The organism is Microbispora sitophila (assembly GCF_014892245.1).
Taxonomy (GTDB): Bacteria; Actinomycetota; Actinomycetes; order Streptosporangiales; family Streptosporangiaceae; genus Microbispora; species Microbispora siamensis.
The window spans coordinates 1-557 of sequence record NZ_JADBGC010000099.1 but is presented as its reverse complement, the minus strand read 5'-3'; the positions used below and the strand labels follow the sequence as shown (position 1 = coordinate 557).

Below are 557 nucleotides of genomic sequence, written 5' to 3'. Positions count from 1 at the left end.
CCTCCTTCGCCGCCGCGGTCATCGCCTCGGCCTCGGCCACGGTGTTGGCCAGCGGCTTCTCACAGATGACGTGCTTGCCCGCGGCCAGCGCCGCGATGGCGATCTCGGCGTGGCTGTCACCCGGGGTACAGATGTCGACGATCTGCACGTCGTCGCGATCGAGGAGCCGCTTCCAGTCGGTCTCCGCGTGGGCCCAGCCCAGCTTCTCCGCCGCCTGGGCGGTCGCCTCGGCGGACCTGCCGGCCACCGCGACCATCGCGGGTTTGAACGGCAGGTCGAAGAACGCGTCCACGCTGCGCCATGCCTGGGAGTGGGCACGGCCCATGAACGCGTAGCCGATCATGCCGATGCCGATGACCGGCCTCATGACTCGAATCCCGTCGGCAGGTAACGGTCGGCGTTGTCCTTGGTGACGGTCTCCGAGGTCAGCGTGATCGACTGCGGCACCTCCTGCTCCAGCAGGTCGCTCATGCCCTTGCCCTGGGCGATCAGCCGCGCCAGCTTGATCGCCGAGCCGGCCATCGTCGGGCTGTAGGTGACCGTGGCCTTCAGCACAC

Annotated in this window: 1 protein-coding gene and 1 pseudogene; both read right to left on the bottom strand. The window is 68.8% G+C overall.

What is annotated here, in order from left to right; translation table 11 throughout:
* The coding region (locus tag IL992_RS45600; RefSeq protein ID WP_193209510.1) for a Gfo/Idh/MocA family protein at positions 1-367 on the bottom strand (367 nt) is incomplete at its 3' end.
* Positions 364-557: pseudogene (locus IL992_RS45595) on the bottom strand (sugar ABC transporter substrate-binding protein); the annotation flags it as partial. The pseudogene IL992_RS45595 and the gene IL992_RS45600, both read right to left, overlap by 4 nt.